This window comes from Phocaeicola sp. HCN-40430 (assembly GCF_037890285.1).
Lineage (GTDB): Bacteria > Bacteroidota > Bacteroidia > Bacteroidales > Bacteroidaceae > Phocaeicola > Phocaeicola acetigenes.
This window is the reverse complement of record NZ_JBBKBS010000041.1, coordinates 1-9,282: the sequence shown is the minus strand read 5'-3', so window position 1 is coordinate 9,282 and position 9,282 is coordinate 1. Positions and strand designations below refer to the sequence as shown.

General features: G+C 50.3%; 4 protein-coding genes. All 4 read right to left on the bottom strand.

The window, feature by feature from the left end:
- Nucleotides 1-1,141 (bottom strand): SusC/RagA family TonB-linked outer membrane protein (locus WKU26_RS12310; RefSeq protein WP_340322256.1); only part of this gene is annotated, 1,141 nt, incomplete at its 3' end.
- 232 nt (nucleotides 1,142-1,373) lie between these two features.
- Nucleotides 1,374-2,369, bottom strand: coding sequence for a FecR family protein (locus WKU26_RS12305; protein ID WP_340322255.1), 996 nt, complete (start codon nucleotides 2,367-2,369; stop codon nucleotides 1,374-1,376).
- A 24-nt stretch (nucleotides 2,370-2,393) separates the two neighbouring features.
- Nucleotides 2,394-2,996 (bottom strand): RNA polymerase sigma factor, encoded by a 603-nt coding sequence (locus WKU26_RS12300; protein WP_340322254.1) that lies wholly within the window; start codon nucleotides 2,994-2,996, stop codon nucleotides 2,394-2,396.
- Nucleotides 2,997-3,106: 110 nt separating this feature from the next.
- Nucleotides 3,107-8,737 carry an alpha-2-macroglobulin family protein gene (locus WKU26_RS12295; RefSeq protein ID WP_340322253.1) on the bottom strand — a complete coding sequence of 1,877 codons (5,631 nt, stop codon included), beginning with the start codon at nucleotides 8,735-8,737 and terminating at the stop codon, nucleotides 3,107-3,109.
- Nucleotides 8,738-9,282: the final 545 nt, after the last annotated feature.

The window sequence follows — 9,282 nt, the reverse complement described above, 5'->3', positions numbered from 1 at the left end:
AATTATACTCATTCAGTGCCTTTCCCCAGCTGCGTGTAATGTCGGCAGAAGACCATGAACTTCCCGTACCATAACGGTTCTGGAAACTGGGCGCCACAAATACATTCGAGATTTCAGTATTGCTGTTTACCGTAATCCGTACACGTCCTTCCTTACCTTTCTTTGTGGTAATTACAATGGCTCCATTTGCCGCATCCGAACCATACAATGCAGCTGCAGCCGCACCGGTCAGCACCGACATCGATTCGATATCTTCCGGGTTAATATCCGCAATCGGTTCAGTAGCACCTTTCGAGTCAAACTCAGTACCTCCCTTATTGTTGGCAGAAAACATCGGAACACCGTCAATTACATACAAGGCATTAGAAGACTGCATGATTGATTTGGTACCACGCATCACTACTTTCGAGATACCTCCCACACCCGAAGAAGAAGCATTAATGTTTACTCCCGCTACTTTACCGCTCAACGAGTTCACAAAGTTCACATCCTTGTTGGATGTCACATCATCGGCGTTTACCTGCTGTACGTTATAAGAAAGAGCTTTCTCCGAACGTTTGATACCCAAAGCAGTCACCACGACTTCTTCCAGCACTTCCGTATCTTCTTTCAGTACAAGTTGCGACAACTTAGGATCCATAGCCGCCAAAGTCATCGTTTTATATCCGATGTACGACACATTCAGTGTTGCATCCTCCGGCACATTTTCCAGAGAAAACTTTCCGTCAAAATCCGTAATTGTACCATTGGTTGTTCCGTTGACCAGGATACTTGCACCGATAATCGGCTCTCCGTTGGCATCAACTACTGTACCGGAAATGTTCCGGGGTTTAGACGATTTAGCCTGCGCTTGCTGACGTAAATAGACTTTTTCCTTGCCTATTTCAAAAGTTACATTCGAACCGGCAAACAAACGTTTCAGCACTTCGGCCAATTCTTCGTTCTTGGCAGTTACAGTGACCTTCTTTTCCGGATCTACCGTCGGACGACTGTATGCTACACTCAGACCTGTTTGTTCTGTGATGACATCAAAAACTTTCTCAAGTTTGACATTTTTCATCTCTAAGGATACTTTTTGGCCGTAGGATGCCAACCCCGATGCCATAAAGAAAGCAAAAGCAAATAGATATCTGCGTTTCATAAATTAGATAGTTTATGTTTTAATAGTATTTTGTTTTTCTGTATAAATTCAACGTTTTTTATCAATTGACACATAGATGAAACAAACGGGTGAGGAAAAATTCATTTTTTTCTCATTTTTTTTTGCAATCCGCTTTTTATCAGGCCAGAACTATCCACACAAAAAAACGGCCGCCTCTTCCGAAGCAGCCGTTTCCTTATTCTGTCAGATCAGTCAGTTCAAACCATCCAGATCAGTCCAACTCCTCTACATATACCTTTTTTTCCTTTTTCTCATACCGGAAAGTCAAAGGAGATATCATCTCCAGTTCAGACAAGACACTCTCCAGTGTTGCATTCGGAGAAGACAATGTAATCAATATATTATCAGCCAGATTTGTATCTACGACAAATTCCACGTCAAACCAACGCTCCAGCTTCACCATCACATCCTCTATCCGTTCATCCTTGAAAGATAAGATATTATCCTTCCACACCGACGATTTTCCCACATTCTCTACCTTGTTTATCCGATACATGCAGGTAGCCTTGTCGTACACAAAACTTTCTCCCGGATGCAGCCTCACCTCATCTCCCTTTGCAAGTACCATGTCAATCTTTCCTTCATCCAGTTCCACAGTGATCTGTTCGTTTTCAGAATAAGCATTGACATTAAACGATGTGCCCAGCACTTTCACTTTCGTATCTCCCAGTTTCACGATAAACGGACGTTTCTCGTTTTTGGCCACTTTAAAGTAAGCCTCTCCTTCAAATTCCACTTCGCGGTCTCCAAGTCCGAACTGCACAGGATACTTCAGATGCGAATCCGAGTTGATATACATACGGGTACCATCCTGAAAAGCCATCTGAATCCGTTCTCCCTTCGGTACATACAGTTCTTCCAGCGGACCGGTACCAAACAGGTTCACCCGGGAATCCAGACGGAAATACAGACCTATCACCAGCACCAGTGGCAGCAATACCGCAGCCACCCTTCCTACATATCGTTTTATCTTTCTTCTTCGGATTCTGCTGCATATCACCTCCCACATTTTATCTCCCGGTATTTCATGGTTCACCAGAAATTCCGCATCCTCCTGCGAGAAGCATTCACACTCTCTATAAAAACGTTCCGAAAAATACTCCGAGCCCTCCTCCGTAGCCAGCCATCTTGCTACTTGTCTCGCCTCTTCCTGAGTGGCAAGCCCGGCAAGCACCTTTTCTATTGTTTTTTCATCCGGTCTATCCATTGTTTTCCTATTTGTCTTTTTGAGTTAGACACCTATCTTGCCAATAAGGACTATAGCAATGACAATTATTAACAATTCCTTCAAACACAATCTGAGGAATTTCAACGATTCCGAATAATGCGTTTTCACCGTATTGACAGACAAATTCATGCGTTCCGCTATCTCGGAGTTACTCATTTCCTCCTTCAGCTTCAGCAGACAGATGGTCTTCTTTTGTTCGGGAAGTTTTTCTATAGCCTTGTAAACCAAGTCCATTCTCTCCCTCTTCTCCATCTTTACAATCAGATCATCCTCGTATTCGGGCATCCCTTGAGCAATTTCGTAATTTTTTTCAAGTGCAGAAGTTTCGTTCCTTATCACATTGAGTACATAATTCTTTGTCATTGTAAACAGAAAATTCTTCAGGCTTATGTCCACATTCAAGTCCGAACGATACTCCCACAAACGCACGAAAACATATTGTATCGCATCCTCTGCCTTGTCCTTATCCATCAAATACCGATAAGACAAGGCATACAGCAAACGGTAATATTTATAATATACCTGAGTAAAAGCACGATGGTCTCCTTCTTTTATAAAGCGGTATAACTGTTCATCCGAATAATCCAAACTTCCGGTCAATTTCATACTATAAATCCACCCTAAATTTAACTATAACCATAAGCACATACTCTCTATCAGGTAAAATTAATCTATGCAAAAGTTCTTCGAACCATCAGTCAAAGATAAAGAGAAAATCAATCACTGCAAAAAGTTACAGCCAGTTTCTCTGTTTCCGTATGCGCGGCAAACTCCGGCGCATAAACCGACTGTACCGAAGCCATACCTGCCCTGTACGTACCGCTGCGGTCGATATATACGTCATACTCCAGCACGTAAGTACCTTTTCTCATCCGGTCGATAAAAAACTCGGTCGATGCGTCACGGCTCACCCGGTAGCATCCCGTACCACCCATGCGGCAATATCCCGACAACTGTTCCACCGGCTCCATGCAGGCAGCCCGTTCATCCTTCACCCGTACAAAGTCCATGTCGCGGTCGGCACGCACCGTCAGTCTCACCGTCAGCTTGTCTCCCGGTTTCAGCACCGTCTGTCCGTCTGCCGGCTTTCCCTCTTTCCGATACTCCCGGTCTACATACAGTCCGTGCCCCTCATCTGCCTTCAGCCGGTCCATCTGTTCCGTATATTGTGCATACACGGCTCCCCAGCCTATGCCCTTTCCGGTCTTTTCCACTATCACACGGTCCACCTTGGTCTCCTTGCCTTCCCAGCTCCGGCGCACATAACCTAAAGCATCCTGTGGGGTTTCCCATACCGTCTTGCCCACGGTCGCCTTCATCGGTCCGGCTTCCTCCATCCGATGTTCCCCGCCACACAAGAACGCATACACCGCATCCGCCGTAGCAATCGGAGTCTCCCATGCCTGTACCTGCTTCTGCTTCAGCAGCCATCGCTTCATCTCTCCCTCCATCCGTTCGTCCGGAGCCAGCCGGCGGATTGCTTCCAGGGCAGCCGTCTGGGCAGGAATCCGGTAACTGCTCCACGAATAGGCCGCCTTCGGTGTGTCAAAGTAACGCCCCATCTCCTTGCTGTACACCGTATACTCTTTTACAGACTGCATCAGTTCTGCCGCCTTCCGGGTTCTGCCGCAAGCCTGCATCACTATCGCATGCATCGCTTTTTCATAAATGCCATACACCTTCTGCTCTTCCATCCGGTCCAGCATCCAGTCCACTTTCTTCTGCTCCGGCAGACTCACTTTATCCGGGCACAAAGCCTGCATATACAGCCAGCGTACCGTCTCCGTACGGGGAACTGCCTTACCCTTTCCTTCCTTCTCCAATTTCCGAAGCTCCTCATACTCTTTCTCCACCTCTGCCTTCAGGTAATTCATGGCCCGCACATACATCGGTTCCGCTCCCTGTTCCAGTTTTCCGGTCAGCGCATACAGCCGGCTCAGCAGTTCGGCAATCTGTGTCGTCACATACAGATTCCCTTCCATGCCGCGGTACCAGCTCCACGAACCGTCTTCGCGCTGCAAGCCCTTCAGTTTTTCCACAGCCGTCCGCAATTCCTGTTCCCGGATGTTCCGGTCGAACAGCCGGACTATCTGTCTCCGTTGTTCCGTTTCCTTCATCGCTTCTGCCAGCCAGGGCATTTCCTCCTCCAGCAGCCCTTTCAAGTCGGCATTCTGTTCCAGCGGACTCTGTGTATGCTCATCCAGTGTCCCCGCAGCTTCCCAAACCTTCCATACCTCTTCGATGCGCGGATTCAAATCCACAAGATGCGCAGCCAGACTCTGTGCATAGTACGCCGAAGCCCAGGCAATGGCATCCTCCGAAGCCGGATTCCCCAATGCCGGCAAAGCCTGTACCACATACCAGTCCGGATTGGCTGTCATCTCCACCGTCAGTCTTCTGTCGGCAGCTGTCTCGCTCTGTCCGTTGAACAAATCCTCCGTCTTTATCACCAGCGTATCCGCTCCGTCCAGTTGCAGCGGAACCGTTTCCGTTACCCACTGCCTGTCGGTCAGCACCGGCAGATACCGCTGCTCGCCGTCGGTATGCGCACCGGCTTCCGCCACCACCTTGCACACCAGTACCTCATGGCGTCCGTTAGCTTCAAAATCGAAATACACCTGTCCGGTTTCTCCCTTTGCCGTACGGAATTTCTTTTTGGCAGAAAAAACCACCTTGTCCGTCATCGGATCGGTCAGTTGCAGACGAACTGTCCCTTTCACCTCTTCTTCCGACAGATTCACCAGCGATACCGCCACCTGTGCCCGGTCGCCGGCACGCACAAAACGCGGCAAGTCAGGCTGCACCATAAACGGCTTCGAAGCCACCACCGTATCCGTCATCAGTCCGTAGTCCATGGCTTTTGTATGGGCAAATCCCATCCACTTCCAGGTCGTCAGTGCATCAGGCAACGTAAATACCATGCACACTGTCCCTGCCGAATCCGTACGCAGTTGCGGATAGAAGAAAGCCGTCTCGGCAAAGTTCGTTCTCAGCGGCATGTCTATCGGAGCATCCGGTCCTTCTGCCGTTGCCTCTCCATTTCCTCCTACCGGCACCATTTCCTCCTCAAAGACCACATCCGTCAACTTCGCATTCTTCGGTGCCGCATATTTCACTTCCACCGCATTTCCCGAAAACGCCGGCCTTGCCAATACACAATCTTCCGTAATCTGAACCGTTTCTTCATAATCCCCGAACGCCGGTTTCCACAGCCTGCTGTAGTCTCCCCACTCATCCAGCCTCAGTCCGCTGCCCGCATAATGGTATGCAAACGGCACATACATTCCCGCACGCTGTCCGTTCCACATCGTTCCCGTAAACACATACGGCACTGCCCGGTTAAAATACAGTCCGAATCCCCAGCTATGTCCGTACAGTCTGTCCAGCGAAGCATCATACAGCACTGCCATCACATTGGCACGCACCGGCTTGCCGTCCTTGTCCACAATCTGCATCCGCCATTCCTCCTCTGTGCCCGGAGTCAGACGGTCGCGGAAAGTCTCCCACTTCATCCGGAGCTGCTTCTCCGGTTCGGGACGTACCAGACGCTCCTGGCGGCTGTGCCATACCCCTTTCTTCATAAAGGCCATGTGCACCGTCACCCCGTCTCCATACTCCTTCCGGTACGGATAAGAGAGTTTCACCACCTCGTTGCTCAGATTCATCCGTTCCGATCCGACGCGTCCCTCTTCAGTATACACATCTACAAACAGATACACACTGTCTTCACTGCTTCCCACATACAGATCCACCGCATTCTTCTCGCTCCACGGTCCCTTTTCATCCCGGTAAAACCATTCCGTTGCCACTACCGGCATCCGTCCCGTATGCAGCGAGCACCACACAAAGTCCTGCTCCGTCTTCCCTTCTCTTCCGGCTTCATCACAGGCCGATGCCTCCATCCGGTACATACCGTCGGGCAAGTTCCACACAGCGGCAGGCGAGAACGCTTCCTGTGCCTTCCGCTTCCCTTCGTACACCAACTTTCCTTTCTTTCCGTCTTCTCTCCGTTCAAACACCCGGAAAATCACCTCCGTATCCACCGGCATTCCGTTCAGGTTCTGTACCCGGAAGACCATCTCTTCCTTCTTCTCCCGCACCATTGTTTCGCGCAGTCCCTCTATCTGCAGTCCGATGGAACAACTGCCCACCGGCAGCACCATCTGTCCTGCCTGAGTCTCTCCGGCTCCGTCGGTCACCTCCGCCTTCAGCGTATACGCATAATAAAAACAAGATCCTTTCCGGAACACTTCACGCTCCGGACGGGTAAGACACACCTCTACAGCAAACCGCCCTTCGGCATCCGTCCTTACCGTTCCATGCTGAATCTCCTCTCCCTGTCCGCCGGGCATCCAGAACCAGCGCATGGCACGCGTCATACGGAAGTCCACCTCCGCATTCCGTACCGGCGCCCCCGCAAAAGTCAGTGCCCGTCCTTCCACGCGCAGACTGTCCCCCCAGGTATACGCCTTTTCCACCGGTGTAAACGTCACCTCAAAAGTGGGCCGTTTATATTCTTCTACCTTTATATAAGCCGAAGTTCCGAACGCCTTCACCAGTGCCTCTCCCGGAAGCACCTGTTGCGGCAACACCAGTTCCGCAGCAAACGTACCCCATTCATCGGTACGCACAGCCGTTTTCTTCCATTCCTTTCCGTGCAGCACCAGCACCGCTTCATCCGTCTCGTTGGCAGCCACCTGCAACGAGTCTCCCCGCTGCCGGTATACCACACCCGATACCCGTACCGTCTGTCCCGGCCGGTACAGCGAACGGTCGGTAAAGAGCGATGTCCTTCTCCTCCATTCCTCTTCCGGGGCTACTGTCTGCCTGTACAAAGACAGAGACCCGATGGCCATAAAGTCATTCCCCAGAGTCCGCACATTACACAATAGCTCCCTGCCCTCCGGCACTTCCACCCGCACACATCCTCTCTCGTCCGCCTTGTCCGTCTTCTTCACTATATACGTACCGTTCTTCTCCTCATACATCACCAGTTCCGCGCCCGGCACCGGCTGTCCGGTCCGCTTGTCCACTGCTACCACCTCATCACAGTTCTTTCCGGCCGTCAACGCCACACACTGATAAGGCGACACATGCAGCACCGTATAATCCACCTTCTCCGCATACCCTTCGGGCACCGTCTTCAGCAGATAAATCCCCGGCTCCGGCATTCTCCAGCGTACCACCGTATCCATCTGCCGGAAATCCTCCGTCGGCTTCAGCTGCCAGCGCTGCACCTCGGTCCGCTTCCCGAACTTCTTGACCCATCGTTTATACTCGTCCTGCCGGTTATTCTCTACCTCCAGCGGAGTCAGATTCAGGCGATACACCTCCATCCGCAGTGCCGTCAGATTCTTGTAAGTCACCCTCAGTTCCGCTTCCTCCTCCGGATACACAAACGGAATCTCCACCCGCAGCGCCGGTGTTTCTATCCGTTCCATCACCCCTTTCAGCGCCTTCACCGTTTCAGCCTTGGGATACCTCTTCCATCCCTTCTCCGCAGTCTGGTATGCCTTCCGCAAGTCCCCTTCCTGTTCATACAGCAAAGCCCGTCTCAGATACACCTCTGCACACACTTCCAGATCGGCAAACTCCCGGCTCCATTTCTCCAGCAGACCGCCATACTCCTCTCCGCTCAGCCGGAAGCGTTCTCCTGCCACTCCGCGCTGTGCCTGCCATTCCGCCTTCGCCAGTTGTGTAATCAGGAAGCCCTCCCGGTTTCCGTTCCCGTAAAAAGCCAGCAGGTCATCATACATCCGTACAATCTCCTCTTGCACCTTCTCCATCCGGTTCCATCGCCATGCCCCGTTCAAGGCACGTATTGCTTCCCTGGTCAGCAGGTCGTACATCGAGTCACCCAAATAGCGTTCACTCAACTTTCCCGTCTGCGTCATCGGTACAAAGTCGTCAGCCGAAGCACCCTTCAGCACCTCCTTCGGCGCCAAGGAACGTCTGAAATACACCAGTGCGCTGTCCACATCCTCTTCCCGTCCCTGTTCCGCCAGTCTGCTTCCCAGGAGACTGTAGAGCACCGCCTTTCCCAGCGGCTCCGTTTCCTTCTCCGCCCAGTCCTCCAGCTGTTTCCGGTCCACCGGAATACTGTCCGGAGCAATCATTCCCCTATATTGTGCCCGCATCAGCCAGGCTTTCATCATCTGCGGCAAATTTCCTTCCGTCTCCGCCCTGGTATAAATCTTGTCCAACACCCCGATTACCGACTTCGGCAAATCCTTCTGTTGCAAGGTTTCCACTTCTTTCCACCATGCTGTATAAGTCTGTGCCCACGAAAAAAGCGGGAAAAGGGCAAGCAGTAAAAAAGCCCTTATTTGTTGTCCTCTTGTCTTCATATCCTTTTGTTTTGGGTTTCACAATCCCGCCCTTACCCTTCCTTTTACACCCGAAGCGTACGACACGATACGGCGGTCTTTTATAAAGAAATGGAATTTCCCCCGAAATACTGCGATTTTTATCTTAAATAAGGCTAAACACAAGATTTTTACCCACTCATTCAATTATTTTGACAATAAAAAAGCGCACCTCTGTCTAAGAGGTGCGCTCATCCCAACCGGATAAAATCGTTATTTACGCCACTTCTCATTAAAGAATGTAAATAAATGCAAATTGACTGTAACTAATTTTTGAGTTTTCATTCTGTTTATTAAGGAAAAAACGTATATTTGTGGCGGAAATATACCCGTGTGTTCGGCTGTGAGAGCGCACCTCTTAGACAGAAGTACCCCCGGAGCTGTATTCCATCTTCCTTGTAAACACTTGATTCATAGCATCATACAGGCGCTATGGAGGAAGAGAAAATATATACATTATTTTTTAACAACCCTAAAATCAGTAAATTAATTATACAAAAAATACATTTTGCAAGTCATTCTGTGTT

Bases quoted from the DNA above. Each gene is read 5' to 3' on its own strand.
- WKU26_RS12305 (WP_340322255.1), bottom strand. From the start codon at position 2,369: ATGGATAGACCGGATGAAAAAACAATAGAAAAGGTGCTTGCCGGGCTT.
- WKU26_RS12295 (WP_340322253.1), bottom strand. From the start codon at position 8,737: ATGAAGACAAGAGGACAACAAATAAGGGCTTTTTTACTGCTTGCCCTT.
- WKU26_RS12300 (WP_340322254.1), bottom strand. From the start codon at position 2,996: ATGAAATTGACCGGAAGTTTGGATTATTCGGATGAACAGTTATACCGC.